This is a genomic window from Methylobacterium oryzae, from assembly GCF_036441375.1.
In the GTDB taxonomy this organism is placed as follows: domain Bacteria; phylum Pseudomonadota; class Alphaproteobacteria; order Rhizobiales; family Beijerinckiaceae; genus Methylobacterium; species Methylobacterium oryzae_A.
Window position 1 is genome coordinate 542,390 of record NZ_MLCA01000006.1, and the last position, 25,993, is coordinate 568,382.

Annotated in this window: 25 protein-coding genes; 10 read left to right on the forward strand and 15 right to left on the reverse strand. The window is 70.3% G+C overall.

What is annotated here, in order from left to right; translation table 11 throughout:
- The first annotated feature begins 84 nt into the window (after window positions 1–84).
- Together MOTC310_RS13150 and MOTC310_RS13155 are read left to right on the forward strand one after the other, a co-directional pair.
- A complete protein-coding gene (locus MOTC310_RS13150) occupies window positions 85–2,046 on the forward strand; it encodes a cytochrome C oxidase Cbb3 (protein WP_331302072.1) in 1,962 nt (653 codons plus the stop codon).
- Window positions 2,047–2,073: 27 nt separating this feature from the next.
- The gene (locus MOTC310_RS13155; RefSeq protein WP_331302073.1) at window positions 2,074–2,922 is read left to right on the forward strand and encodes an oxidoreductase; all 849 of its coding nucleotides are present in this window, start codon (window positions 2,074–2,076) and stop codon (window positions 2,920–2,922) included.
- Between the two features lie 102 nt (window positions 2,923–3,024).
- Here MOTC310_RS13155 and MOTC310_RS13160 read toward each other — a convergent pair whose 3' ends face one another.
- The 10 genes from MOTC310_RS13160 to urtA form a co-directional block, all read right to left on the reverse strand.
- Window positions 3,025–3,594, reverse strand: coding sequence for a ClpP family protease (locus MOTC310_RS13160; RefSeq protein WP_331302074.1), 570 nt, complete (start codon window positions 3,592–3,594; stop codon window positions 3,025–3,027).
- Window positions 3,595–3,651: 57 nt separating this feature from the next.
- Window positions 3,652–4,707 carry an aliphatic amidase gene (locus MOTC310_RS13165; protein ID WP_331302075.1) on the reverse strand — a complete coding sequence of 352 codons (1,056 nt, stop codon included), beginning with the start codon at window positions 4,705–4,707 and terminating at the stop codon, window positions 3,652–3,654.
- Between the two features lie 46 nt (window positions 4,708–4,753).
- Complete coding sequence (locus MOTC310_RS13170; protein ID WP_331302076.1) at window positions 4,754–5,071, reverse strand: FmdB family zinc ribbon protein; 318 nt, start codon at window positions 5,069–5,071, stop codon at window positions 4,754–4,756.
- A 199-nt stretch (window positions 5,072–5,270) separates the two neighbouring features.
- Window positions 5,271–6,500: a formamidase gene (gene fmdA, locus MOTC310_RS13175; protein WP_103984884.1), complete on the reverse strand. Its 1,230-nt coding sequence runs from the start codon at window positions 6,498–6,500 to the stop codon at window positions 5,271–5,273.
- Window positions 6,501–6,565: 65 nt separating this feature from the next.
- The gene (locus tag MOTC310_RS13180) at window positions 6,566–7,585 is read right to left on the reverse strand and encodes an alpha/beta fold hydrolase (protein ID WP_331302077.1); all 1,020 of its coding nucleotides are present in this window, start codon (window positions 7,583–7,585) and stop codon (window positions 6,566–6,568) included.
- A gap of 9 nt (window positions 7,586–7,594) precedes the next feature.
- Window positions 7,595–8,359 carry an urea ABC transporter ATP-binding subunit UrtE gene (urtE, locus tag MOTC310_RS13185; protein ID WP_331302078.1) on the reverse strand — a complete coding sequence of 255 codons (765 nt, stop codon included), beginning with the start codon at window positions 8,357–8,359 and terminating at the stop codon, window positions 7,595–7,597.
- A 2-nt stretch (window positions 8,360–8,361) separates the two neighbouring features.
- Window positions 8,362–9,147, reverse strand: coding sequence for an urea ABC transporter ATP-binding protein UrtD (gene urtD, locus MOTC310_RS13190; protein ID WP_091785770.1), 786 nt, complete (start codon window positions 9,145–9,147; stop codon window positions 8,362–8,364).
- 8 nt (window positions 9,148–9,155) lie between these two features.
- On the reverse strand, window positions 9,156–10,328 hold the full coding sequence (urtC, locus tag MOTC310_RS13195) for an urea ABC transporter permease subunit UrtC (protein ID WP_331293446.1): 1,173 nt from the start codon (window positions 10,326–10,328) through the stop codon (window positions 9,156–9,158).
- Between the two features lie 14 nt (window positions 10,329–10,342).
- Window positions 10,343–11,269, reverse strand: coding sequence for an urea ABC transporter permease subunit UrtB (urtB, locus tag MOTC310_RS13200; protein WP_012322399.1), 927 nt, complete (start codon window positions 11,267–11,269; stop codon window positions 10,343–10,345).
- 218 nt (window positions 11,270–11,487) lie between these two features.
- The gene (gene urtA, locus MOTC310_RS13205; RefSeq protein ID WP_331293445.1) at window positions 11,488–12,756 is read right to left on the reverse strand and encodes an urea ABC transporter substrate-binding protein; all 1,269 of its coding nucleotides are present in this window, start codon (window positions 12,754–12,756) and stop codon (window positions 11,488–11,490) included.
- Between the two features lie 274 nt (window positions 12,757–13,030).
- Between urtA and MOTC310_RS13210 the strand changes: the two genes are divergently transcribed.
- From MOTC310_RS13210 to MOTC310_RS13225, 4 genes are all read left to right on the forward strand, one after another.
- Window positions 13,031–16,405, forward strand: a complete 3,375-nt coding sequence (locus tag MOTC310_RS13210) for an ATP-binding protein (RefSeq protein ID WP_331302079.1) — start codon at window positions 13,031–13,033, stop codon at window positions 16,403–16,405.
- Window positions 16,398–17,315 carry a DNA-binding response regulator gene (locus MOTC310_RS13215; RefSeq protein ID WP_331302080.1) on the forward strand — a complete coding sequence of 306 codons (918 nt, stop codon included), beginning with the start codon at window positions 16,398–16,400 and terminating at the stop codon, window positions 17,313–17,315. The genes MOTC310_RS13210 and MOTC310_RS13215 overlap by 8 nt, the downstream gene beginning before the upstream one ends.
- A 142-nt stretch (window positions 17,316–17,457) precedes the next feature.
- On the forward strand, window positions 17,458–17,694 hold the full coding sequence (locus tag MOTC310_RS13220) for a hypothetical protein (RefSeq protein ID WP_020092961.1): 237 nt from the start codon (window positions 17,458–17,460) through the stop codon (window positions 17,692–17,694).
- 47 nt (window positions 17,695–17,741) lie between these two features.
- Complete coding sequence (locus MOTC310_RS13225) at window positions 17,742–18,116, forward strand: DUF6894 family protein (protein WP_331302081.1); 375 nt, start codon at window positions 17,742–17,744, stop codon at window positions 18,114–18,116.
- A 7-nt stretch (window positions 18,117–18,123) separates the two neighbouring features.
- Here MOTC310_RS13225 and MOTC310_RS13230 read toward each other — a convergent pair whose 3' ends face one another.
- Complete coding sequence (locus tag MOTC310_RS13230) at window positions 18,124–18,567, reverse strand: DUF488 domain-containing protein (protein ID WP_331302082.1); 444 nt, start codon at window positions 18,565–18,567, stop codon at window positions 18,124–18,126.
- Between the two features lie 202 nt (window positions 18,568–18,769).
- Between MOTC310_RS13230 and MOTC310_RS13235 the strand changes: the two genes are divergently transcribed.
- Both MOTC310_RS13235 and MOTC310_RS13240 read left to right on the forward strand, forming a co-directional pair.
- Complete coding sequence (locus tag MOTC310_RS13235; RefSeq protein ID WP_331302083.1) at window positions 18,770–19,654, forward strand: glycoside hydrolase family 25 protein; 885 nt, start codon at window positions 18,770–18,772, stop codon at window positions 19,652–19,654.
- 135 nt (window positions 19,655–19,789) lie between these two features.
- Window positions 19,790–20,563 (forward strand): Crp/Fnr family transcriptional regulator, encoded by a 774-nt coding sequence (locus MOTC310_RS13240; protein ID WP_331302084.1) that lies wholly within the window; start codon window positions 19,790–19,792, stop codon window positions 20,561–20,563.
- A gap of 13 nt (window positions 20,564–20,576) precedes the next feature.
- Here the strand turns inward: MOTC310_RS13240 and MOTC310_RS13245 are convergent, their stop codons facing one another.
- The 4 genes from MOTC310_RS13245 to MOTC310_RS13260 are packed head-to-tail and all read right to left on the reverse strand — an operon-like array spanning window position 20,577 to window position 23,840.
- A complete protein-coding gene (locus MOTC310_RS13245) occupies window positions 20,577–21,350 on the reverse strand; it encodes an ABC transporter ATP-binding protein (protein WP_331302085.1) in 774 nt (257 codons plus the stop codon).
- Complete coding sequence (locus MOTC310_RS13250) at window positions 21,350–22,402, reverse strand: FecCD family ABC transporter permease (protein WP_331302086.1); 1,053 nt, start codon at window positions 22,400–22,402, stop codon at window positions 21,350–21,352. The genes MOTC310_RS13245 and MOTC310_RS13250 overlap by 1 nt, the downstream gene beginning before the upstream one ends.
- Window positions 22,399–23,457 (reverse strand): iron ABC transporter substrate-binding protein, encoded by a 1,059-nt coding sequence (locus tag MOTC310_RS13255; RefSeq protein WP_331302087.1) that lies wholly within the window; start codon window positions 23,455–23,457, stop codon window positions 22,399–22,401. The genes MOTC310_RS13250 and MOTC310_RS13255 overlap by 4 nt, the downstream gene beginning before the upstream one ends.
- Entirely contained in the window at window positions 23,457–23,840 is a 384-nt protein-coding gene (locus MOTC310_RS13260; RefSeq protein ID WP_331293436.1) for a VOC family protein, read from the reverse strand. Before MOTC310_RS13260 ends, MOTC310_RS13255 begins: the two co-directional genes overlap by 1 nt.
- A gap of 240 nt (window positions 23,841–24,080) precedes the next feature.
- On the opposite strand from MOTC310_RS13260, the gene MOTC310_RS13265 reads away from it, so the two are divergent.
- Window positions 24,081–25,019, forward strand: a complete 939-nt coding sequence (locus MOTC310_RS13265) for a DnaJ C-terminal domain-containing protein (RefSeq protein ID WP_331302088.1) — start codon at window positions 24,081–24,083, stop codon at window positions 25,017–25,019.
- A 142-nt stretch (window positions 25,020–25,161) separates the two neighbouring features.
- Complete coding sequence (fabI, locus tag MOTC310_RS13270) at window positions 25,162–25,986, forward strand: enoyl-ACP reductase FabI (protein WP_331293434.1); 825 nt, start codon at window positions 25,162–25,164, stop codon at window positions 25,984–25,986.
- The last annotated feature ends 7 nt before the right edge of the window (window positions 25,987–25,993 follow it).

Genomic DNA, 25,993 nt, shown 5'->3' on the forward strand with positions numbered 1-25,993 from the left:
CCCTGGCCGTACCCGGCGGTTTAAGGCCCGGCCCTCCGGCCCCGCACCTCCGCGGGCGGGTGCCGGGAAGGACGATCGGGTTTCATGGGTTGGCCACGCCGCATCCTGATCGCCGCCGGAATCATGCTGGTCGCAGGCGGCGCGACCCTGAGTCTCGGCCGCTTCAGCTACGCGCCGATGCCCGACCGGGCGGACCTGCTGAACCCGGACCGCTACCCGATCCAGACCGCCTTCGACGTCCTCGGCCGCCGGGTCACGCGGGCGGAGGCCGACCGCCTCACCAGCACCGAGGCCGGGCGAAAGGCGCTCGCGCCGACCAGCGGTGCCGTGGCGATAGATCCCGCCATGGTCGAGCGCGGGCGGCAGGCCTTCTACCAGGAGACGTTCGGCAACGAGGTCTTCCTGACCGACGTGATGGGCATGCTCGACGGAGGGCTCACACCCACCGCGGTCGCCCTGGCGGTGGCGAAGCTCGGCGGGCAGGGCACCAACAACCTGCAGGTCGCCATGGCCAAGGACGTGCGCGTCGGCGACCGCGTCTATCGGACCGGCGAGCTGGTCCCCACCGGACTCGACGTGCCGAAGGGCGGCGCCTTCATCATCGGGATCAAGACCTTCTCCGACCGCGGCCACCTGCGGATGGGCATCACCTGCGCGCTCTGCCACGCCGCGGTCGATCCCGGAACCGGCAAGGTCGTGGAGGGCGCGCCGAACACCGACCTCAATGCTGGTCTGCTGCTGGCGCTCGCGAAGAACTCCTCGGCCTACTTCATGCACGCCAGCGTGCCGGAGGCCGACGCCCGGTCCTCCGCCGACCCGCAGCATACCGGCTCGACCACGACGGGGCCGGCGCTTCCGGACGCGGCTTCCGTCGAGGCGGCCACCAAGGTGCAGGTCGCGAGCTGGCCGCCGGGCAGCTTCGACTCGTCGGCCGACCGGGTGACCAACCCGACCTCGATCCCGTCGAGCTTCTCGGCCCACGGCGAGCCCTACAGCTGGAGCGGGCGCGAGGCGATCGGGCCCTTCGCGGGCCTGTCCTCGCTCAACAACAACGTCCACGCCGCCAATTCCGACACGACCCAGCTCGCCGCCGCCGCGCCCTGGCTGTTCGGCATGGATCCGGAGACGTATCTCGGCATCGTGCTGCGCGGCGCGGCCACGGAGGCGTTCCGCTACAGGCCCGACGGCGGCCGGAGCCCGTCGGCGGTGCTGCGCAGCGTCGACCCGACCCCGGACTCGCCGGGCCTGAACAGCTACGCGGTCCTGCCGACCTATCCGGCGACCAACTACGTCACCGACAACGGCCTGTTCACCTCGGTCCCCGGGGAGCCGGTCAACCACGCCAACAACGCCATGTCGGCCTTCCAGAACCTGCTGCACCCGCCCGCCGCCGGGCAGGATCCCGACCAAGTGCGCGCGGGCCGCGCGGTGTTCGACAGGGCCGGCTGCGGGACCTGCCATTCGGGGCCGGCGCTGACCAACCACCGGATCGTCCCGGAGGCCGAGATCGGCACCGAGCCGACCCGGGCGCGGGCGGGCGCCGAGATGGAGGCCCGCCTGACGGCGCCGACGCTGTTCGCCACCGACACGCCGTTCCCGGTCCCGACCGATCCGGTGATCGTGCCGGTGCCGCTCGCGGGCGACGCGCTCGCCCAGGTGCAGCTCGCCTGGGGGCAGGGCGGCACCGAGGGCGGCTACAAGGTGCCGAACCTCGTGGGGCTGGCCTGGACGGCGCCGTACCTGCACGATTCCGGCGTCGCGGTCGGGCCCGATGCCGAGGGCCAGCTCGGCGTCCCGGGCACGCTGTACAGGGGCGTCGCCCCCGATCCCGGAAACAGCCTGCGCGCCCTGGTCGACCGGGATCTCCGGGCGAAGGTGATCGCCGCCAACGCCGCCTCGGATACCGCGCGGATCGCCCGCGTTACCGGCAAGGGGCACGCCTTCTGGGCGGATGCCAGCTCGGGCGTCTCGCGCGAGGAGCAGACGGCGCTGATCGCCTACCTGCTCTCGGTCGATCGCCTGACCGAGCCGGCCGCGACGCCCTGATCCCGCCACACGCGTTCAGGACATGCCATGACGCAGAACAGCGATCCGGTCTGGTTCATCACCGGCTGCTCCACCGGCTTCGGCCTCGAACTCGCCCGGCTCGTCATCGGGCGCGGTTGGCGGGCCGTGGTGACGGCGCGCGACCGCGCCAAGGTCGCCGACCTCGCGCACGGGGCCGAGGATCGCGTCCTGCCCCTCGCCCTCGATGTGACCGAGGCGGGCCAGATCGCGGAATCCGTACGCGCCGCCACCGAGAAATTCGGTCGGATCGACGTGCTCGTGAACAACGCCGGCTACGGCTACCAATCCGCCATCGAGGAGGGCGAGGAGGCCAAGATCCGCGCCCAGTTCGACGCCAACGTCTTCGGCCTGTTCGCGCTGACCCGGGCCGTGCTGCCGGTCATGCGGGCGCAGAAGTCGGGTCACATCCTCAACATCACCTCGGTGGCGGGCTTCGTGGGCTTCCCGGCCTCGGGCTACTACGCGGCCACCAAGCACGCCGTCGAAGGGTTCTCGGACTCCCTCGCCCTCGAGGCCGGGCCGCTCGGGATCCGCGTCACCTGCATCGAACCGGGTCCGTTCCGCACCGACTGGGCCGGGCGCTCCCTGGTGCAGACCCTGAACGCGATCCCCGACTACGCCGAGACCGCCGGCGCGCGCCTGAAGGCGACGTCGGAGAAGAGCGGCACCCAGGCCGGCGACCCGGTGCGGGCCGGCGAGGCGATGATCCGGGTGACTGAGATGGCGGATCCGCCGCGCCACCTCGTGCTGGGCGCCTGGGGCTACGACGCGGTCACGACGCGCCTGAAGCAGCGTCTCGCCGAGATCGAGGCGTGGCGCGAGACCAGCCTCGGGGCCGATTACCCGCAGACCTGAGGGCGCGCTGTCCTTGCGAGCGGAGCGAAGCGATCCAGCCGCGCCACGCTCCTCGATGCCGCGCTGCCCTGGATTGCTCCCCTGCATTCGCGAGGACGCGGCTCAGATGACCGCCTCGATCAGGCCGCGCCGCTTCGCTTCCTCGGCCTCGAGGTACCAATTGGACGGCGCCTTCTCGAGCACCTCTTCCAGGGTCACGTCAGAGCCCTGGACGAGGTTCGAAAACCCCTCGTTCTGGATCTCGATCGAGCACAGGATCTCGTTGAGCGTCGCCTTCACGGTGTCGATGCAGGTGGTGAGCGGCCCCTCGACCTGGAGCTGCTTGTTCATCTTGCGCTCGTGGATCATGAGCCGCGTGCCGCAGGTGAGGTAGCGGTTCGGCCGGGCGAAGAAGCTCATGAAGGTCGTGCCGGCCGAGTAGATCGCCGCCTTGCCGAGGAACACGAATCGCCGGTCCGGGTCCGCCGCGCTGTTGAAGCGGATGTCCTCGCCCATCATCCGGGCGACCTCCGGATCGCCGCCGAGCGTCGTCAGCTCGACCACGACGAGGTCGCGGTCCGCCGCCGCGTCGAGCTGGCGGCGGAAGTCCTTGTACATGTCGTAATCGACCGGGCCGGAGAGCAGCACCGCGGGGGCCCGGAAGGCGGTGGGGCTGAGGGGCGTCGTGTCCATGGTTCTCCTGGTCGAAGGCCCGGCCGGGACCGCCCCCGCGCGGCTCCCCTCCGGTGATCAGCGCGCCGGGTCGGGCGCACCCTGGCCCTTTCCCACGAACGGGATGCCCTCGATCGGGCATTCCTCCGTGCCGACGCTCTGACGGGTAATGGCCCGGACGGCGTCGCGGGTTCCGTCGGGATCCTCGATCCAGCGCCGGTAGAAGTCGTATGGGCATTCCGACATCCCGTGCCGGTTCTCCTTCGAGTTGATCATGCCCGTGTAGCCGCGGTGCAGGAGCTTGAAGAGGTGGTTCTCCGACTGGCCGTGGGCGCGGAAGTCCCGGATCAGGAACTTCGACAGGGCCGCGTACTGGATGCCCATCTCCTCCTCGCCGCACTCGCCGAGCGTGCGGCCGTCGAAGCCGATGATCGCCGAGTGGCCGAAATACGTGTAGACGCCGTCGAAGCCCGCCGCGTTGGCCACCGCCACGTAGGTGTTGTTGGCGAAGGCCATCGCCTTCGAGATGACGACCTGCTGCTCCTTGGCCGGGTACATGTAGCCCTGGCAGCGGATGATCAGCTCGGCGCCGCGCATCGCGCAGTCGCGCCAGATCTCGGGATAGTTGCCGTCGTCGCAGATGATCAAGCTGATCTTCAGCCCCTTCGGCCCGTCCGACACGTAGGTGCGGTCGCCCGGATACCAGCCCTCGATCGGCGTCCAGGGCATGATCTTGCGGTACTTCTGGACGATCTCGCCCTGGTCGTTCATCAGGATCAGGGTGTTGTAGGGCGCCTTGTGCGGGTGCTCCTCGTGGCGCTCGCCGGTGAGCGAGAACACCCCCCAGACCTTGGCCTCCCGGCAGGCGGCGGCGAAGATTTCGGTCTCGGCGCCCGGGATCGTCGAGGCGGTCTCGTACATCTCGGCGGCGTCGTACATGATGCCGTGGGTCGAGTATTCGGGGAAGATCACGAGGTCGAGGCCGGGCAGTCCGGTCTTCATGCCGACGATCATCTTGCCGATCGCCTTGGCGTTCTCCAGCACCTCCGCGCGGGTGTGCAGGCGCGGCATCTTGTAGTTCACGACGGCGACGCCGACGCTGTCCTGGCTGGACGAGATGTCTCCGTGCATCATGGCGTGATGTCCTCCTGACCGTGATCGTTCCCCGGATGCGCGCGGCTCAGTGGCTGATCATCCAGGGCCGCGCCTTCGGGAAGCTCTTGGCGGCGGCAGGCGCCGCGGTCGTCTTCTTGGGCGAGCAGCAGCCGCAGCCGGCCCCGTGACTGCCCGAGCGCTTGGGCGCGTGACGGCTGCGCTCGTTGGTGGCGTGGGCGGCCCGCAGCCCCGCATCCATGCCGGCGATGCGCGGCGCGGTGAGGAAGGCGCGCTGGCTCGCGCCGCCGCAATCCGGGCAGGCGTGCGGCTCGCGGAACTCCGCCATCGGCCGCATCACCGTGAAGGGCCCGCAGGCCTCGCAGGCGTAGTCGTAGACGGGCATGGGGTGCTCTCAGAAAGGCTGCCGGATCAGACCGCTGGGCGGGTCAAGCGCGGGTCCCCTCTCCCGTGCGGGAGAGGGACAGGGTGAGGGATCAGGTCTCTCCGGAAAGGGCGAACCCCTCACCCCAACCCTCTCCCGCACGGGAGAGGGGGCAGGTCGCGTCCGGTGAGACCGAGGTGCCCACCGGACGCCCGGAGGGTCAGAGATCCGGCGAGAGCGGCATCTGCACCGAGCCGTCGAGGAACTTGGTCGGTCCGTCGGCGCCCGGGTTGATGTCGAACTCGAAGATCTTGGTCGGTATCCAGAGTGTCGCGCAGGCGTTCGGGATGTCGACGACGCCCGAGATATGGCCCTGGACCGGCGCCGTGCCGAGGATCGAGTAGGCCTGGGCGCCCGAGTATCCGAACTTCTTGAGGTACTCGATGGCGTTCAGGCAGGCCTGCCGGTAGGCGATGTGGACGTCGAGGTAGTGTTGGCCGCCGCTCTCGTCGACCGAGATGCCCTCGAAGATCAGGTGGTCGTCGTATTTCGGCGTGATCGGCGACGGCTTGAAGATCGGGTTCTTGATCCCGTACTTGGCCATGCCGTCCTTGATCAGCTCGACCTTGAGATGCACCCAGCCGGCCATCTCGATGGCGCCGCAGAAGGTGATCTCGCCGTCGCCCTGGCTGAAATGCAGGTCGCCCATGGAGAGGCCGGCGCCCGGCACGTAGACCGGGAAGTAGATCTTCGAGCCGCGCGACAGGTCCTTGATGTCGCAATTGCCGCCGTGCTCGCGGGGCGGGACCGTGCGGGCACCGGTGGCGGCGGCCGCATCCTTCGCGTCGCCCTTCAGGCGGCCCATATGGGCGGTCGGGCCGAAAGGGAGGGTGGCGAGCGCCGGCACGCGCTCCGGATCGGTGTCGTAGAGCGCCTTCTCGCGGGTGTTCCAGGTCTCCAGCATCTTCGGATCGGGCAGGCAGCCGATCAGGCCGGGATGGATCAGGCCGGGGAAGCGCACGCCCGGGACGTGGCGGGACTTGGTGAACATCCCCTCGAAGTCCCAGATCGACTTCTGGGCCTGCGGGAAGTGCTCGGTCAGGAAGCCGCCGCCGTTCTTCTTGGAGAAGAAGCCGTTGAAGCCCCACTGGCTCTCGGGCTTGGCGCCGATGTCGAGGAGATCGACCACCAGCAGGTCGCCGGGCTCGGCGCCCTCGACGCCGATCGGGCCCGAGAGGAAGTGCACGATCGACAGGTCGATGTCGCGCACGTCGTCGGCGGAATCGTTGTTCTTGATGAAGCCGCCGGTCCAGTCGTAGGTCTCGACGATGAAGTCGGCGCCCGGCTTCACGTAGGCGACCATCGGGATGTCGGGGTGCCAGCGATTGTGCACCATGTCGTTGTCGTAGGCCGATTGCGTGAGATCGACCTTGATCAGCGTCTCGGGCATCTCGTGTCTCCAGCTCCCTGACTTGACCGGGGCACAGGCCCCGTCCGCGCGCCGCTGCGCGTCTCTCACCCGCTCGCGAGCAGCTCTCTCAGCGCGTCGTCGAGGACCTTGATGTCGTCCGGGCTTGTGCCCGGCCCGCCCGCGAAGTGGCCCCACCACGTGTCGATCACGCGCAGTTCCGCGTTCGGCATGGCGGCCGCCTCGATGGCGTTGTCCTCGGGCGGGAAATACAGGTCGGTCGAGGCGGGCATCAGGATCGCCCTGGCGCGGATGGCGCCGAGCGCGGCCTTGAAGTCGCCCTTGAAGGTGTCGTTCGCGCTGATGTCGCCGTGCTGCCAGGTCCACAGCATGGCAAGCAGGTTGTTGGCGTCGCGTTCGTAGAACAGGCCTTCCCAGAACCCGATCAGGAAGTCCTCCAGCGAGGCGTAGCCCATGTGGGTGAGGTCGGCCTCCAGCCGGTAGAAGGTCTGCGACAGGCCCCAGCCCGCGTAGACCCGGCCGAAGGCGCGCAGGCCCCGCGTCGGCGGGCTCGTGTACCAGCCCTCCGCCCAGGCGGCGTCGGCCTGGAGCGCCGCCTTGGCGCCCTCCAGGAAGACGTAATTATGCCGGGAGCACTTCGCCGAGCCCTGAAACGGCAGGATTCTCGGCACCATGTCGGGGTACATCGACGCCCAGTGATAGGTCTGGAGCGCGCCCATCGACCACCCGGTGACCAGAACCAGTTTCTCGATGCCGAAATGCTCGGTGACGAGGCGGTGCTGCGCGCGGACGTTGTCGTAGGCGGTGACGTTGGGGAAGCGCGGCCCGTTCCAGGGCGCGGGCGTGTTGCTCGGCGAGGACGAGAGCCCGTTGCCGAACATGTTCGGGATGATGATGAAGTACTTGTCCGGGTCGAGCGCCTTGCCGGGGCCGATCAGCCACTCGTTCTCGGTGTGCTGGCCCGAGTACCAGGTCGGGTAGACGATGGCGTTGTCCTTGGCGGGGCTCAGCGTCCCGAAGGTCTTGAAGGCGAGCTTGGCCGCGCGCAGCGTCTTGCCGCACTGGAGCACGAAGTCGCCGAGCACGAAGATCTCGTAGTCGGCCATGCTGCGCCCCTAGACCGACAGGAACCGGGCGACGGCGGCCTCGTCGATGCCGTCGCGCGGGGCCTCGTGGACGATGGCGCCGTTCTCCAGCACGATCACCCGGTCGGCGACGTCGAGGGCGAAGCTCAGGACCTGCTCGGAGACGACGATGGACAGGCCGCGCTGGTCGCGGATCTTCTTCAGCGTCCGGCCCATCTCGCGGATGATCGAGGGCTGGATGCCCTCGGTCGGCTCGTCGAGGAGCAGGACCTTCGGCCGGCTCGCCAGCGCCCGGGCGATGGCGAGCTGCTGCTGCTGCCCGCCCGAGAGGTTGCCGCCGCGCCTTCCCTTCATCTCCAGCAGGACCGGAAACATGTCGTAGAGGTCCCGCGGCACCGTGCGGGCGCCGGTGACCGTCAGGCCGGTCTCGATGTTCTCCTGCACCGTCATGGTCGAGAAGATCATGCGGCCCTGCGGCACGTAGGCGAGGCCCCTGGCGACCCGGGCGTGGCTCTTGAGCCCGGCGATGTCCGCGCCCTCGACCTGGATCGAGCCGGCCTTGACGGGAACGAGCCCCATCAGGGTCTTCATCAGCGTGGTCTTGCCCATGCCGTTGCGGCCCATCACGGCGACGATCTCGCCCGGCGCCACCGAGAAGGTCAGCCCGTGCAGGACCTCGCTCTGGCCGTAGGCGGCGTGCAGGTCCTCGACGGCGAGCGCCGGCGTCGCGGACGGGATCGCGGCGAGCGGGGGGGCCTGGACGGTGGCCGGGTGCGCGGTCTGGAGCGAGGCCATCGTCAATGTCCCAGATACACTTCGATGACCTTCGGGTCGTTCTTGACCCGCTCCATCGAACCCTCAGACAGCACCTTGCCCTGGTGCAGGACCGTCACCCGGTGGGCGATGTCCTCGACGAACTTCATGTCGTGCTCGATCACCAGCACCGAGCGACCCTTGATGATCTGGTTGAGGAGCTCAGCGGTCTTGATCCGCTCGCCGACGCTCATCCCGGCCACCGGCTCGTCGAGCATCAGCAACTCCGGGTCCTGGATCAGCAGCATGCCGATCTCCAGCCACTGCTTCTGGCCGTGGCTCAGGAACTCGGCCCGCTCCTTGAGCTGGTCCTTCAGGAAGATCGTCTCGGCGATGGCGTGGATGCGGTCGCGGACCTCCGCGTCGCGCTTGAAGGTCAGGGCGCCGAAGACCGAACGCCCGCGGGGGAACGAGATCTCCAGGTTCTCGAACACCGTCAGGTCGTCGTAGATCGACGGCGTCTGGAACTTGCGGCCGACGCCGGCCTGCACAATGGCGCTCTCGGAGAGCCGGGTCAGCTCCTGGCCCTTGTACTTGATCGAGCCGGCGCTGGCCCGGGTGCGGCCGCAGATCAGGTCGAGGACCGTGGTCTTGCCGGCACCGTTCGGCCCGATGATCACCCGGATCTCGTCCGGATCGACGTAGAACGACACGTCGTTCACCGCCTTGAACCCGTCGAACGAGACCGTGAGCGCCTCGACGGCGAGGAGGTAGTCGGGCGGGGCCGCCTCGGCGCCGACCACGGGAGAGGAGAGGATCGCGGCGTTCATGGAGGAACTCACTCGGCCGGAGTGCCGTGGGGCGGGACGATCGCGGGCGGCGGGGCGCGCAGCCCCTTCACCCGGCGGGTGAGGCGGGGCTCGATGTGCTCCCGCCAGATGCCGGCGAGGCCGTTCGGGAAGGCCAGGACGACCGCGATGAACAGGGCGCCGAGGCCGAACAGCCAGAGGTCCGGGAAGCTCTCGGAGAAGCTGGTCTTGGCCCAGTTGACGAGCAGCGTCCCCCAGACCGCGCCGAACAGCGACAGGCGCCCGCCGACCGCGGCGTAGATCACCATCTCGATCGACGGAACGATGCCCACGAAGGAGGGCGACATGAACCCGACCTGCAGGGTGAACATCGCGCCGCCGATCGCCGCCAGGCCGGCTGCGAAGCAGAAGGCGAAGACCTTGAACCCCGCCACCGAGTAGCCGGAGAAGCGGACCCGGTCCTCCTTGTCGCGCATGGCGACGAGGATGCGGCCGAGCTTCGACTTCTTCACGTACTGCGCCGCCAGGATGCAGGCGATCAGCAGGCCGCCGTTGACGAAGTACAGGATGACCTTCGCGTGGTCGGTGCGGATGTCCCAGCCGTGGAGGGTGCGCAGGTCGGTGATGCCGTTGATGCCGCCGGTATAGCCCTGCTGGCCGACGATCAGGATCGTCAGGATCGCGGCGATCGCCTGGGTAATGATCGCGAAGTAGGTGCCGCCGACCCGGCGCTTGAACATCGCGAAGGAGATCAGCATCGCGAACAGGACCGGGACGGCGACCGCTAGGATCAGCGTCAGCGGCAGGCTCTTGAACGGCTGCCAGAACCAGGGGAGGGCGGTGATCTGGTTCCAGTCCATGAAGTCCGGGATGCCGGGCGTCGACTGGATTTTCGTATTTTCGATGCTCGAAGCTTCTAGCTTCAAGTACATCGCCATGCAGTAGCCGCCCAATCCGAAAAAGACGCCCTGGCCAAGGGAGAGGATGCCCGCGTAGCCCCAGCAGATCACCAGCCCGAGGGCGACGAAGGCGTAGGTGAGGTACTTGCCGACGAGGTTGAGGCGGAAGCCGTCGAGCATCAGCGGCAGGACGACCAGGATCACCCCGGCCAGGAGGAGGAGGCTCAGCCACTCCACCGGCTTCATGAACGGGTTGTCGTTGACGGTGACCGACTTGGTGAGGGTCTGGACGGGGTTGGTCATCTTGAAGAAGATCCTCAGCGCCGGACCTTGAGGGTGAAGAGGCCCTGGGGCCTCAGCATCAGGATGCCGACCACCGCGAGCAGGGTGATCACCTTGGCCATCGAGCCGGAGAGGAAGAACTCCAGGGTCGACTGCGTCTGGGAGATCGAGAAGGCCGACGCGATGGTGCCGAGGAGGCTGGCGGCACCGCCGAACACGACGATCAGGAAGGTGTCGACGATGTAGAGCTGACCCGAGGTCGGCCCGGTCGAGCCGATCATCGTGAAGGCCGAGCCGGCGATCCCCGCGATGCCGCAGCCGAGGCCGAACGTGTAGCGGTCGACCTTCTCGGTATCGATGCCGACGGCGCCCGCCATGGCGCGGTTCGACATCACGGCGCGGACCTGCTGGCCGAAGCGCGAGCGGAAGATCAGCAGCGCGACGCTGACGGTGATCAGGATCGTGACGGCCATGACGAACAGGCCGTTGATCGGGATCTCGATCGTGTCGGTGACCTGCACCGAGCCGATCAGCCAGGACGGCAGCTCGACGCCGACCTCGCGGGCGCCGAAGATCGACCGGTAGGCCTGCTGGAGGATCAGCGACAGGCCCCAGGTGGCGAGGAGCGTGTCGAGCGGCCGCTTGTAGAGGAACCGGATCAGGCCCCATTCCACCAGCATCCCCAAGGCCCCGGAGGCGAGGAACGCCAGGCCCATCGCGATGAAGAAGTAGATCGGAAAGAGCGCCGGCAGGTAGGTCTGGAAGAACGTCGAGCAGAGGTAGGTGACGTAGGCGCCGAGGATCATGAACTCCCCGTGGGCCATGTTGATCACGCCCATCTGGCCGAAGATGATCGCGAGGCCGAGCGCCATCAGCAGGTAGACGGAGAACAGGATCAGGCCGGCGAAGCCCTGCATGGCGAAGATCGCGCCGAGGTCGCCGAGGGAATAGTCGCCGAGCATGATTCTCTTTCCCCGATCCGATACGCGATCCGCTCTCGGCGGAGGCCCGTGATCCCACTCAGACCACCTCATCCTGAGGTGCCGGAGCGCAGCGGAGGCCTCGAAGGAGGGCTCCAGAACTCGCACGGGTCCTGGAGGGCTCCTTCGAGGCAGGGCGATCGATGATCGCCCCGCACCTCAGGATGATGTCGCGTGTTGGAGGCGCGCGTACCGCGCGACTACTGGTAGCCCTTCGGGAACGGATCCGGCTTGATCAGCTCGGGACTGGTGTAGACGATCTCGAACTGGCCGTCGGGCTTGGCCCGGCCCACCCGCGTCTTCGACCAGAGGTGGTGGTTCTCGTCGATCTTCACGTAGCCTTCCGGCGCGCCCTTGAACTCCAGGCCCGGCGAGGCCGCCACCACCTTGTCGACGTCGAACGAGCCGGCCTTCTCGCAGGCCATCTTCCACAGGAACGGGCCGAGATAGGCCGCCTGCGTCACGTCGCCGATGACGGTCTTCTCACCCCACATCTTCTTGAACGCGGCGACGAAGGCCTTGTTGTTCTCGTTCTGGATCGACTCGAAGTACTTCATGCAGGCGTAGGCCCCGGCGATGTTCTCGCCGCCGATGCCGTCGATCTCGTCCTCGGTGACCGAGATCGTCATCAGCACCTGCTTCGACAGGTCGATGCCGGCCGCCTTGAGCTGCTTGTAGAACGCCACGTTCGAGCCGCCGACCACGTCGGCGAAGATCACCTTCGGCTTGGTCAGCTTGATCTTGTTGATCACCGAGTTGAACTGCGTGTGGCCGAGCGGGAAGTATTCCTCGCCGACGACCTTGCCCTTGAGCACATTCTCGACGTGCTTGCGGGCGATCTTGTTGGAAGTGCGCGGCCAGATGTAGTCCGAGCCGATGAAGTAGAAGCTGTCGCCGCCCTTCTCCTTGTGGACCCAGTCGAGCCCGGCGAGGATCTGCTGCGTCGCCTCCTGGCCGGTGTAGAAGACGTTCTTCGACTGCTCCAGGCCCTCGTAGAAGGTCGGGTAGTACAGGAGGCCGTTGTACTGCTCGAAGACCGGCAGCACCGCCTTGCGCGAGGCCGAGGTCCAGCAGCCCATCACGGCGGCGCAGTGGTCGTTGACCAGGAGCTTCTTGGCCTTCTCGGCGAAGGTCGGCCAGTCGGAGGCGCCGTCCTCCTGGATGATCTTGATCTTGCGGCCGAGGACGCCGCCGGCGTCGTTGATCTGCTGGATCGCCAGCTTCTCGGCCTCCTGGGCGCCCGTCTCGGAGATCGCCATCGTCCCGGTGATCGAGTGCAGGATGCCGACCGTCACCTCGCTGTCGGTCACGGCGAGACCGGTGGTGTTGACCGCCGACGTCGGCGGTGCGGCCCAGGCGGAGCGCGGCATCAGCGCCAGTGCCGGGGCGCCGGCGAGCCCCATGAGCAGCCTGCGCCGCAGCGGGGAGCGCAAGCCGTGATCGGCGCCGGTCTCGGTGTCGTCTGCCATGTGCCTGACCCTGTTCGCGTCCGGGCCTTGAGAGGCGGCCCGGATCGACGAGCGCAGGCTAGGTCCTGGGTTGCGGTGCGGCCTATACGCGATTTTGCGTATGGCCGTGCTCTTGCATGCGCCGCACCATCGCGGCGGAATACTTTGAGGTCGGGGTGGCTGAGAGCGCGAATAGTGTGGGCACCGCGCCGGTGCGCGATGTTTCGCGCGCGCGTGTCCGCCCACGCGCCCTGCCGCCCGGGCATGCCGCCCGGATCGTCCCGGCCGGGGCCCCATGAGCGGTCCGCAGCGCATCATTCCCATCCGCCGGGACTACAACCGCTTCGTCGCCGACGAGACGCTGGAGGATTACGCCCTCCGCTTCACCGCCAAGAAGGCGCGGCGCTGGTCGAGCCTCGAGGTGGCGCAGACCGCCCTCGGCTCGATCTCGTTCCTGGCGCTAGAGGCGATCGGCGGGACGCTGGCGCTCACCGCGGGCTTCCCCAACACGGTGGCGGCCGTGCTGGTCGTCGGCCTGATCATCTTCGCCACGGCGGCGCCGATCACGGTCTACGCCGCCCGCTACGGCGTCGACATGGACCTCCTCACCCGGGGCGCGGGCTTCGGCTATCTCGGCTCGACCGTCACGTCGCTGATCTACGCGAGCTTCACCTTCCTGTTCTTCGCCATCGAGGCGGCGATCATGGCGCTGGCGCTGCAGCTCTGCTTCGGGCTGCCGCTCGGCATCGGCTACCTGCTCTGCGCCGGCGCGGTGATTCCCCTCGTCGTCTACGGGATCCGCCTGATCAGCCGGTTCCAGATCTGGACGCAGCCGGTCTGGATCGGCCTGAGTCTGCTGCCGCTGGTCTTCGTGGCGGCGCAGGGCGCGGGGCCGCTGCGGGCGCTCGCCCGCTTCCCAGGGCTCGACGGTGGCGGGGCCGGCTTCGACCTCGCCCGGTTCGGTCTCGCCACCGGCGTCCTGCTGGCGCTGCTCGCCCAGGTCGGCGAGCAAGTCGACTTCCTGCGCTTCGTCCCTGAGCCGGAGGGGCCGCGCGACCGCCGCTGGTGGCTGGCGGTCCTGGCGGGGGGCGCGGGCTGGATCCTGCCCGGGATGCTGAAAATCCTGCTCGGCGCCGCGCTGGCGGTCCTGGCGCTGGGCCACGGCGTCCCGGCCGAGCACGCCGCCGAGCCGACCCGCATGTACGCGGTCGCCTTCGGCTACCTGACGGGGGAGGGGAGCCGGGCGGCCCTGCTGCTCACCGGCCTGTTCGTCCTCGTGTCGCAGCTCAAGATCAACCTGACCAACGCCTATGCCGGCTCGATCGCGTGGTCGAACTTCTTCTCGCGCCTGACCCACAGCCATCCGGGGCGGGTGGTTTGGCTCGTGTTCAACGTCGCCATCGCGGTGCTCCTGATGGAGCTCGGCATCGACAAGACCATCGAGAGCACGCTGCCGCTCTACGCTTCCGTGGTCTCGGCCTGGGTCGGGGCGCTCGCCGCGGATCTCGCCGTCAACAAGCCGCTGGGGCTCTCGCCGCCGGGCATCGAGTTCAAGCGCGCCCATCTTTACGCGGTGAACCCGGTCGGCACCGGCGCCATGGCGCTGGCCCTCGCGGCCGGGGGCGCGGCCTATCTCGGCTGGCTCGGCGCGACCCTGCAGCCCTTCGCGCCGCTGCTGACCCTCGCCGTCGCGTTCGGCGCCGCCCCGGCGATCGCCGGGGCCACCGCCGGGCGCTGGTATCTCGCCCGGACGCCGAAGCGGGATTGGGGCGCGGCCGAGGTGGTCTGCCGGGTCTGCGAGCTGCCCTTCGAGGGCGAGGACATGGCCCATTGCCCGGCCTACGACGCGCCGATCTGCTCGCTCTGCTGCTCGCTGGACGCCCGCTGCGGCGACCTGTGCAAGCCCCACGGACGCCTGGATGTGCAGGCCCAGGCCGCCGTCGCGCGGATCCTGCCGGGCCGCACCGCCGCCTGGATCGGCGCGCCGCTCGGCCGCTACCTCGCGGTGATGCTGACGCTCTGCGCGGTGATCGGGCTGATCCTCGGCATCGTGCACGCGGGCGCGACGATCGCCCACCCGGAGAATAGCGCGTTCCTGCGCACGGCGCTGACCAGCGTGTTCTTCACCCTGGTGGTGATCCTCGGCGTGGTGGCGTGGCTGTTCGTGCTCGCCCAGGAGAGCCGGCGCGTCGCCCAGGCCGAGACGATGCGCCAGACCGCGCTCTACCAGGCCGAGATCGCCGCTCATAAGATCACCGACGCCAAGCTGCAGGAGGCCAAGGAGCGGGCCGAGGCCGCCAACCAGGCCAAGAGCCGCTACGTGGTCGGGATCAGCCACGAGCTGCGCACTCCGCTCTCCACCGTGCTCGGCTACGCCCAGCTGCTCGAATCCGACCCCGCGATCCCGGCGCACCGCCTCAACGGCCTGCGGGTGATCCGGCGCAGCGCCCAGCACCTGTCCGGCCTGATCGACGGCCTCCTCGACATCTCGCGCATGGAGGCCGGGCGCCTCCAGATCCACCGGGACGAGGTCCGGCTGACCGACTTCCTCGACCAGCTGGTCGACATGGTCCGCCTCCAGGCGCGGGAGGCCGGGCTGGAGTTCCGGTTCTCACGGCCCGAGATCCTGCCCGCGGTGGTCGCCACCGACGAGAAGCGCCTGCGGCAGGTGCTGCTCAACCTGCTGTCGAACGCCATCAAGTTCACGGAAGCCGGCACCGTCACGCTGGACCTGAGCTACCGGAGCCAGATCGCGGTGTTCACGATCCGCGACACGGGCCCGGGCATCCCGGAGGCGGATCTCGCGCGGATCTTCGAGCCGTTCGAGCGCGGCTCGAGCCCGGCCGCCCGCAGCACGCCGGGGACCGGGCTCGGGCTCACCATCGCCAACCTGCTGGCCCAACTCCTCGGCGGCGAGATCACCGTGACGGCCGCCCCCGGCGGCGGCACGCAGGCGCGGCTGCGCCTGATGCTGGCCTCCGTGGCCCAGCCCGCGGCGGTCGCCGCGCCCGCGCCGGCGGCACCTCCAGAACGCGCCTATGCGGGCGCGCGCCGGACCGTCCTGGTCGCCGACGACGACAGCGCCCACCGCGCGCTGATGCGGGCGATCCTGGAGCCGCACGGCATCTCCGTCCTGGAGGCCGGGTCGGGGACCGAGTGCCTCGCGACGGTCGCGCGGGGCGGGGTCGACCTGATCCTCCTCGACATCGCGATGCCCGGGATGAGCGGCTGGGCGGCGGCGGCGGCTCTGCGGCAGGCCGGGCATACCGGCCCGATCGCCATGATGTCCGCCAACGTCCACGAGATCAGCCCGACTCGCGGCGGCGACGCCCCCCACGACGCGATCTTCGCCAAGCCGTTCGACCTGCGCGACGTGATGGAGCGGATCGGCAAGCTCCTGCACCTCGAATGGACCGAGGGCGCCGCGCCGGCGCTATCCGAGCCCGTCCCGGCCGACGCAGACGTCGCGGGGCCCGGGCGCGAGCATGTCGGCGAGCTCCTGCGCCTCGGCCGAATCGGGCATATCCGCGCCATCGAGGCCAAGCTGACCCAGATGGAGGGGGACGCGACCGTGCCGCCGGCTTTCGTCTCCCGGATGCGCGGGCTGGTCGAAGGGTACGACCTGCGCCGCTACCTCGCGGTCCTGCAGGAACTCGCCCGCCATGACTGAGGCGCCGAAGGTCCGGCCGCACCGGGACATCGTCCTCGTGATCGACGATTCGCCCGACACGCTGAGCTTCCTCACAGAGGCGATCGAGCGGTCGGGGGCCACCGTTCTGGTCGCGGTCGGCGGCGACCTCGCCCTGACGCTGGTGGACGAGATCACCCCCGACGTCATCCTCCTCGACGCGGTCATGCCGGGCCTCGACGGCTTCGAGACCTGCCGGCAGCTCAAGGCCAAGCCGCATCTCGCCGGCGTGCCGGTCATCTTCATGACCGGGCTGAGCGAGACCGAGCACATCGTGAAGGGCCTCTCCGCCGGCGGGATCGACTACGTCACCAAGCCCATCGCCCCGGACGAGATCCTGGCGCGGATCCGCGTGCATCTCGCGAGCGCCCGCGCCGCGCAGAGCGCCCGGGCCGCCCTCGACACGGCCGGGCGAACCCTGTTCGCCGTCGCCGAGGACGGGACGGTCCTGTGGTCGACGCCGCAGGCCGGGCGGCTGCTCGCCGGGCTCGGCGCGGATCCGTCCGGCGCCCGGGAGCTGCCCGCCAGGGCCCGCGACTGGCTGCGCGGATGCCTCGCCGGCGCCGCCCAGCCCCTCACGCTGACCGATCGCGACGGCGTCGCCTACGCCCTGAGCTTCATCGGCCGCACCCCGGACGAGATCCTGCTCCGCCTCTCGCGCGACGCGCTGTCGGCGGGGGTCGAGCGGTTGCGGGCGCGCCTGCCGGTCACCGGACGCGAGGCGGAGGTTCTGCTCTGGCTGTCCCGGGGCAAGTCGAGCCGCGACATCGGTGAGATCCTCGGGCTCAGCCACCGGACCGTGACGAAGCACCTCGAGGGCATCTACGCGAAGCTCGGCGTGGAGAACCGCACGGCGGCCTCGATCATCGCCGCGCGGCACCTGCAGGATTGAGCCCGCTCGGAACCGAACGGCAGGGTTGCGCCGGCCGCGAATCCCCAAGCTTGTCCACAGGCGTCGATCCTCGGCGAAACGCCTTGGTAAGCCCCGCCGCCCCACGGTCCCGGCTCAGCCCGACAAGCCGAGTCCGGATGCGATGATGACCAGCCAGCAGCTCGCCGACGAACTGAAGCGGATCGCCACCACCCAGGTCAGCGACATCACGCGGGCGGTGAAGGAAGGCCAGAAGTCGATCGCCCTCAACGAGGTGCGGGACATGGCGCGGCGCCTCGGCCTGCTCGCGGACGCCTTCGACCCGAAATCCGCGGCCGAGAGATCCGAGGCCGACGGCGCGAGCGTCGCCGAAGCGGTCGACGACGCCCAGGCCGCCTGACACCCGTTGCCGGCGGTGTCCCGCCGGTCCCCTCCCAGGAGCGCTCCATGGTCCGCGCCCACTTCACCATCCGCCTCGGCGACGCCTCGCTCCCGGCCTCGGCGGCCCAGTGGGTCGAGGATGTCGAGTCCGCACGGTCGACCGCGCGCACGATCGTGCAGGGGCTGATGCGTCAGCACGGCGGCGACCCGCGCCTCATGGAGGCCGCCATGGTGATCACCGACGACGACGGCGCCGTGCTCCTGGAGATGTCGTTCTTCGACACGCTCTACCTGCCGGTCGAGCCGGTGCCTGACGCCGACCGGCGCCGGCCGCGCGCGCCGCGCAGGGCCGCGCCGCTGGGACTGACGGCCGCCCTCGGCCCGGTCCGGCGTCTGGCAGGCGCGCTCGGCATGCGCGCGCAGCCCCTGTCCGGGCGCTGAGACCCGCTCAGCCGTAGAGATCGCTGACCACGAAGCCGCGCGGCGCGAGGCGTTCCGCGAGCACGCGCCGGTGGCAGCCGGCCGGATCGCGCTCGAAGCAGAGCAGGCAGATCGGCGAGGCCTCGGCCAGCGCGGCGAGCGCGTCGAGCGCCGCGATCCCGGCGGCGGTATCGAGCACCTCCTCGCAGTAGATCCGGCGCATCAGCGCCGCGTCCCCGGCCCGAGCCGCCTGCCGGCCGGATTTCGGGGTCCCGAGGCTGCGCAGATGCGCGTAGCCCAGCCCGGCCTCGCGCAGGGACGTGCCGAGCGCGCCCTTCGAGAAGCCGCGCTTGCGCGAGTTCGCCACCGCCCGGACATCCGCCAGCACCGCGACCCCGGCCGAGCGCAGGACACCGACGAGGCGCTCCGAGTCGAGGCCTTCGTAGCCTATGGTGAACAGTTGCTTACTCACGGTGCGCCGTCCGGACTCGCGTTGCGGGACCGCGACTTAGCCGTATGCGGCCCTGTGAACCAGCCGGGGATCGGCGCCGTATGTCGCGGGGATGCAACGCGTCCCGGAATTCCGCCGCAATGATCGCAAAGCTCCGTTAACCGCGCCAGGGCCATCGAATACGCCTGTCTGTGGCGCATCTTCGGTGGCGGGCTAAACACTGATGTCGCGGATCTACACGCCTTCGCGGTCACCGATCGAAGATCTCGCTCGGCGCCTGACCAGTCGCCTGAAGCCGGCCCGGCGCCTCGCCGGCCGCTTCGCCGCCGCCGCGATCCTGGCCGGTCTCGCGGCCTGCGCGTCGAACAACGACTTCTACCCGACCAAGGGTGACGCCAAGCCCCATCCGGGCGTGGCCAAGGCCAAGCTCCACCCGATCCAGGGCATCGACATCTCGAAGTGGCAGGGCAACGTCGACTGGGCCTCGGTCCGCGCCGCCGGGACCCAGTTCGCCTTCATCAAGGCCACCGAGGGCGGCGACCACGTCGACGAGCGCTTCCGGACCAACTGGGACGGCGCGGCTCGGGCCGGCGTGCCGCGCGGGGCCTACCACTTCGTGTTCTGGTGCCGCTCCGCCCGGGAGCAGATGGACTGGTTCAAGAAGAACGTCCCGAACGATCCCACCGCCCTGCCGCCGGTCCTCGACGTCGAGTGGAACGGCCACTCGCAGACCTGCCCCAAGAAGCTGCCCAAGGCCCAGGCCCTGGCGATGGTCACCGAGATGCTGGAGGAGATGGAGCGCTACACCGGCAAGCGCCCGATCATCTACACCGACATCACCTTCCACAAGGACGTGCTGGAGGGCGAACTCCCCGACTACCCGCACTGGCTGCGCTCCACCGCGGCCGAGCCGGAGCAGCGCTTCGTCAACCGCAAGTGGATGCTGTGGCAGTTCACCTCGACGGGCCGGGTTCCTGGCGTGCGCGGCGACGTCGACCGCAACGCCTTCTACGGCACCCCGTCCGAATGGGCCTCGTTCCTGACGACCGATTGCGACCCGCGCGAGCACAAGCGGCTCTCGGAGCAGGGTCTCTGCACGGACAAGTAGATGAGCGGCTCCGGCAAAACCTAGGTTAGTTCAAGGGCGTAGAGCGCGGGGTATGGCTGACGGGCCCGCGCATCGACGGGCGAGCCTCGAGAGGGTCCTGACGGGAAACTCTCCTCCCGCACCTCTCCGTCCGCCATGCCGATCGACTCTGCCGCCTCCACCGGCAACCTGCTTCTCGACGCGCTGCCGGGTTCGGACCGGGCTCTGATCGCGTCCCATCTGGAGCCGGTGACCTTCGCCAAGGGCGACACGGCGCTGGAGGCGGGCTCCACGGCGAGCCACGTGGTCTTCCCGCGCGAGCAGGCCGTCGTGGCGCTGGTCGTCGCGACGCGGGACGGTCGGACGGCCGAGATCGCGAGCGTCGGGCACGAGGGGGCGATCGGCGGGATCATAGGCCAGGGGCGGCTCCCGTCCGCCGTCGGCGGGCTGGTCCAAGTCGGCGGGCCGGCGCTGCGCCTCGACGCGGAGCGGCTGCGGCAGGCCGAGCTCGAGTCCGAGACGCTCCGCGACCTGTTCGCGCGCTACGCCGACTGCTTCCTGGCCCAGCTTTTCCAGATCGCGGCCTGCAACGCCCTGCACCCGATCGAGCAGCGCTGCCTGCGCTGGCTGCTGTCGCTGCAGGACCGGACCGGCGGCGACACCCTGCCGATCACCCACGAATTGCTCGCCGCGATGCTCGGGGTTCAGCGGACCTACCTCACCCGGATCCTGCGGGTGCTGCAGGAGCAGGGGCTCATCCGGGTCGGCCGCGGGCGCATCACCATCCTCGACCGTCGGGCGGTCTCCACCGCCGCCTGCGAGTGCCACGCCCGCGTTCGGGTACACTGCGAGGCGGTGCTCGGCGCGGTCTACGGAGCCGAGGACCGTCGTCGTAACGAGGCGCTCGAAGCGCTCTCGCGGACCGGGTGAGGGGCCCGCGCGGTCAGTCGACGACCGGCACGCAGACCGGCGCGGCGAGGCCGGGCACTTGCGCCACCACGACGTCGATCCCGTAGATCAGGCGCAGCAGGTCCGGCGTGACGGTCGCGGCCGCGGGTCCGTCGGCGACGAGGCGGCCGGCGTGCAGGGCGATGAGGCGGTCGGCGCAGAGCAGGGCGTGCCCGGGATCGTGCGTCGCGAACAGCACGGCGATGCCGGCCTGGGCGAGGCGGCGGATCTGCCCGAGGACGCGGGCCTGGTTGCCGAAATCGAGGCTGGCGGTCGGCTCGTCCATGACGAGAAGCCGCGGTTCGCCGCCGAGCGCCCGCGCGATCAGGGCGAGCTGCCGCTCACCGCCGCTGATCTCGGTGTAGACCCGGTCGGCGAGATGCCCGATCCCGAGGGCGGCGAGGGCCCGCTCGGCGGCCGCGACGTCGGACGGGCCGGGGGCGGCGAACGGGCCGACCCGGCTCGCCCGGCCCATCACCACGACCTCGCGCACCGTGAACGGGAAGAAGGCCGCGTGCGCCTGGGGCACGGCGGCGACCGTGCGGGCGACGGCTTTCCGCGACAGCCGCGACAGGTCCGCGCCGTCGAGGACGACCTGCCCGGCGCGGGCGGGCAGCAGGCCGAGCAGTGTCTGGAACAGAGTTGTCTTGCCGCCGCCGTTCGGCCCGACGAGGCACAGCACCTCGCCGGCGGCGAGGTCGAAGGACACATCGTGGCCGACCGTGCGGCCGCCGTAGCCGAAGGCGAGATCCCGGACCTGGAGCAGCATCAGCTGAAGCCCCGGCGCCCGGACGCCAGCAGCCAGAGGAAGAACGGGGCCCCGACCAGGGCCGTCAGGATGCCGAGGGGCACCTCCACGGTACCCAAATTCCGCGCGATCAGGTCGACCAGCACGAGGTAGCCCGCCCCGAGCACCAGCGAGGCCGGCAGCAGGCGGCGGTAATCCGGACCGACCAGCAGCCGGGCGATGTGCGGCACGATCAGCCCGACCCAGCCGATGATTCCGGTCATCGCGACGGCCGCGGCCGTGATCAGGGTCGCGCCGGCGATCAGGACGGGGCGCAGCACCCGGGTCTCCACGCCGAGGGCGCGCGCTTCGGCGTCGCCGAGGCTCATCAGGTTCATGCGCCAGCGCAGCAGCACCAGGGGCGCGAGCCCGAGCAGCATCATCGGCAGCGTGGCGGCGACGTCGCCGAGCGTGACCGAGGACAGGCTGCCCAGCAGCCAGAAGGTGATCGCCGGGAGCTGGTTGTAGGGATCGGCCAGCACCTTGAGGAGCGAGATCCCCGCCCCGAGCACCGCCCCCACCGCCACTCCGGCCAGGACCAGCGTCAGGACCGGATCGTGCCGCCGCATGGCGAGACCGACGCCGTAGACCGCCGCGACGGCGCCGAGCCCGCCCAGGAAGGCCAGGGCCTGGATCGGGGCCACCGGCAGACCGAGATAGATTCCGAGCACGGCGCCGAGCCCGGCGCCGGCCGAGACGCCGAGGATGTCGGGCGAGACCAGCGGGTTGCGGAACAGGCCCTGGTAGGTCGCCCCCGCCGCCGACAGCGCCGCGCCGATGACCAGCGCGGCGATCACCCGGGGCAGGCGCACCTGCATCACCACCGTCTCCGCCGTCGCCGGGGCCCGGGCCGGCAGCCCGAGCAGACGGTGCCCGAGGATCGCGGCGAGGTCTGCGGGCGCGACCGGGTACTTGCCGACCGCCAGCGCGAGGGCTGTGAGCGCCAGCAGGGCGAGCCCGGACAGCAGCGCCGCGGGCAAGCGGAGACGGGCGCGGGCCCGGATCGTCTCGGCGGCTGCCGGGACGCGGCTCACCGGGCCGGGCCCGGGAGCACGTCCAGCGTCGGGCCGAGGAGCGCGGCGGCCTGACCGGCCTCGAGGTCGACATGGTAGAAGCGGCTGTAGAAAGTGCGCACCACCTCGGGCATTGGTTGCGGGAACAGGTCCGGATGGAGCCGCGCCGCCAGCCAGCGCAGGCCGATCAGCCGGTTGACCCCCGGCGGCGCGTCGAACCAAGGGAACGGCAGGAGCGGGGCCACGTAGACCCGCCCGGTCTGGACGGCCCGGACGTCCCGCCACAGCGGGTCGGCACGCAGCCCGGCCTCGAAGGCTGGGTCGAGGGTGACGATCACGTCCGGGTTCCAGGCGAGAACCTGCTCGGGCGAGACGTTGCCGAGGCGGCCTCCGCCGTCCTGCGCGACATTGCGGCCGCCGGCGGCATCGACCAGCTCGGTGTTGATCGATCCGGCGAAGCCCGTCTCCAGGCCGCGCGGCCCGCGCGCGTAGTAGACCCGGGGCCGCCGCTCCTCCGGGATCGTCGCGACGGCGCGCTCGACCGTGTCGGCGAGATTCCGGGCCTCGTCCGCCAGGGCATCCGCGCCGGATTGACGGCCCAGCGCCGCGCCGAGCTGCCGGTACGCTTCCGGGGTCTTCGCGAGGCTGCCGTCGAGCAGGATGTAGGGGATCCCGGTCTGCGCCTGGACCCGGTCGGCGAGCGACGCGTAGGTCGGCCCGAGGCTGCCCGAATCGACGATCAGGTCCGGCTTGGCGGCGAGTACCGCCTCGACATTGGCGGTGCCGCCGCGCCCGGTCAGCCGGCCGTAGGCGGGGAGCGCGCGGGTCCGGGGCTCGAGGAAGGGCAGCGCCTCGGGATGCGGGGCGCTCACCCAGCCGACCATCAGGTCGGGCGCCAGGGTGTAGAGCAGCACCGCCGCCGGCGGTCCCGCGGCGAGCACCCGCCCGACCCGATCGGGGAGTTCGACCGTGCGGCCGGCCGCGTCCGTGAACGGGCGCGCCGCCACGCCGCCGGATGACGCCAGCAGAAGGATCAGCGCCCCGGCCAGGGCTTGACGGCGGGGTCTCGACACCATCAGGCGGGCTTCCGCTCCAGGATCTCGATCAGAGCGCCGTCCGGTCCCTCCACGAAGGCGATCCGCAGGTCGGGACCGCGCGCGGTGATGCCGGTCCGCACCGTCACGCCCCGGGCGGTGAGATCGGCCATCGCGGCCTCGATGTCGGCGACGCGCAGCCCGACATGCTCGATCCCGAGGCAGGGCGTGGCGGTCGCGGGTGCCACCTCCGCCGGGGCCTGCTCGATGAAGACCGTCAGGCCGCCGAGGTCGAGCACGACCCGCTGCACCGGATCGGCGCCGACGCGCTTCACCTCCCGTGCCCCGAAGATCTCGACGTAGAAGGTGGCGGCCGCGACGGCGTCGCGGCTGCGCAGGTGGAGGTGGTCGCAGGCGTAGTGCATCGGCTCTCCGGCCCCGGCTGATGTCGGCGGGGTCGGCCTCCGGGCCGACCCCGCGGGAGGCGCCCTTCCGCGCCGCGCCCGACGATAGGGCCGGCGCGGAGCCGCGGCGAGACCGGCCGCTTGACGTTCGGCGCGAACCCGCAGACTTTCGCCGCCAGGACCGTTGCAGGGATGCAACATCCATCCCACATCCTGGCGGCGAACCCACATCGCACAGCCAACCGCACAGCCAAGAGATCCATGCGCAATCCCTACGACGTGCTGGGCGTGGCCAAGGGGGCGAGCGAGGCCGAGATCAAGAAGGCCTATCGCAAGCTTGCCAAGGACTTCCACCCCGACCGCAACAAGAACGACGCGAAGGCCAAGGACCGCTTCGCCGAGGCGAACTCGGCCTACGAGATCCTGGGCGACGCCGAGAAGCGCAAGCAGTTCGACCGCGGCGAGATCGACGCCGAGGGCAAGCCGCGCGCGACCGGCTTCGAGGGGTTCGGCGGCTTCGGCGGCGGACGCGGGGGCAATTTCGACTTCGAGAACATGGCGCGCGCCCAGCGCGGCGGCGGCATGGGTGGCGGCATGGGTGGCGGGATGGGCGAGGATATCTTCTCGCACATCTTCGGCGAAGCCTTCCGCGCCGGCGGCGCCGGCCCGGGCGGTCAGCGCCAGGCTGCAAAGGGCGACGACGTCGCCGCGGAGCTGCTGGTGGCGCTGGAGCAGGTCGCCAGCGAGGAGAAGCTGCGCCTCGCCCTGCCCACGGGCCGGGAGGTTGACGTGGTGATTCCCCGCGGCGTGGTCGACGGCCAGACCATCCGGCTGCGCGGCCTCGGCCAGAGCGGCGGCCTCCGGGCCGAGCCGGGCGACGCCCTGCTGACGATCCGGATCCGGCCGCATCCGCGCTTCACCGTCGACGGGGCCGACCTGCGCACCAGCGTCGAAGTCCCCCTGGAGGATGCCGTCCTCGGCGGCACGATCCGCGTGCCCACGCTCACCGGCGCCGTCGAGATGAAGATCCCGGCGATGACGAGCTCCGGGCGGACCTTCCGCCTGCGCGGCAAGGGGCTGCCGAAGAAGGACGGCACCCCCGGGGACCTGTTCGCCACGACGGCGATCGTCCTGCCGGAGGGCGAGGACGCCGCGCTGACGGAGTTCGCCCGCGGACGACGGGCCGCCAAGGCCGCCTGACGAGCCGGGCGCGATGGGCGGGAATGAGCCATCGGCGCCCGCTTGAAGGCGCTCGGAGGCGGCCCGGACTTCCGTCGCCGGGCCGGCTCCGCTAAGGAGGCCCCCCGACCCCGAGAGGGGTCGCGCGGCTTCGGGATCGATCATGGCGGAACACGGGCAGGGCCTTCTGGCGGGCAAGCGGGGCATCGTCCTCGGGGTCGCCAACAACCGCTCGATCGCCTGGGGCATCGCCCGCAGCGCCCGCGCCCACGGCGCGGAACTGGCCTTCACCTACCAGGGCGACGCCCTGCGCAAGCGCGTCGAGCCCCTCGCCAAGGAACTCGACGCCCACGTCATCGGACATTGCGACGTCACCGAGTCGGCCACGATCGACGCGGTCTTCGCTGAGGCCGCGAAGGTCTTCCCCGACGGCATCGACTTCGTCGTCCACTGCGTCGCCTTCTCCGACAAGGACGAGCTGACCGGCCGCTACATCGAGACCTCCGAGGACAACTTCACCAAGTCGCTCCTGGTCTCGTGCTACTCGTTCACCGCCGTGGCCCAGCGCGCCGAGAAGATCATGCGCCCGGGCGGCTCGCTGGTGACGCTGACCTATTACGGCGCCGAGAAGTGGATGCCGCACTACAATGTCATGGGCGTGGCCAAGGCGGCGCTGGAGGCGTCGGTGCGCTACCTCGCGGCCGATCTCGGCCCGAAGAACATCCGGGTCAACGCGATCTCGGCCGGCCCGATCAAGACGCTCGCGGCCTCCGGCATCGGCGATTTCCGCTACATTCTGAAGTGGAACGAGTACAACGCGCCCCTGCGCCGGACCGTGACGATCGGCGAGGTCGGCGAGACCGCCGCCTACCTCGTGTCCGACATGGCGGCCGGCATGACCGGCGAGATCCTCCACGTGGATGCCGGCTACCACGTCGTCGGCATGAAGAACCCCGAGGCGCCGGACCTCACCCTCGACAAGGACTGAGACGGGT